Origin of the sequence: Candidatus Kosakonia sp. 282A-S69 (assembly GCF_029433855.1) — a bacterium.
Classification (GTDB): domain Bacteria; phylum Pseudomonadota; class Gammaproteobacteria; order Enterobacterales; family Enterobacteriaceae; genus Kosakonia; species Kosakonia cowanii_A.
In genome coordinates, this window is record NZ_JAROAU010000005.1 from 209783 (window position 1) to 210015 (window position 233).

The following is a 233-nucleotide window of genomic DNA, read 5'->3' on the forward strand; positions in this document are numbered from 1 at the left end:
GATCATCGCAACCGGCTTGCCCGCGGCATGGCACGGCGCGTCCTTGATCTTGACGTCGAGGATGGTCGAGAGGCCGCCCAGCCCCTGCGCGCCGATGCCCAGCGCATTGACCTTGTCGAAAATCTCGATACGCAGCGCCCCGATATCGTTCTTCGGTCCGCGCGCCTTCAGCGGCCCCATGTCGATCGGCTCCATCAGCGCCTGCTTGGCGAGCAGCACGCAATGCTCCGCAG

The 233-nt window shown here is 65.7% G+C and carries 1 protein-coding gene; it reads right to left on the reverse strand.

Annotated features, from left to right (window positions below; genetic code table 11):
• Positions 1-219, reverse strand: a 219-nt coding sequence (locus PU683_RS21985) for a fumarate hydratase (protein ID WP_431190972.1), incomplete at its 3' end; no start/stop codon positions are given.
• Positions 220-233 lie beyond the last annotated feature (14 nt).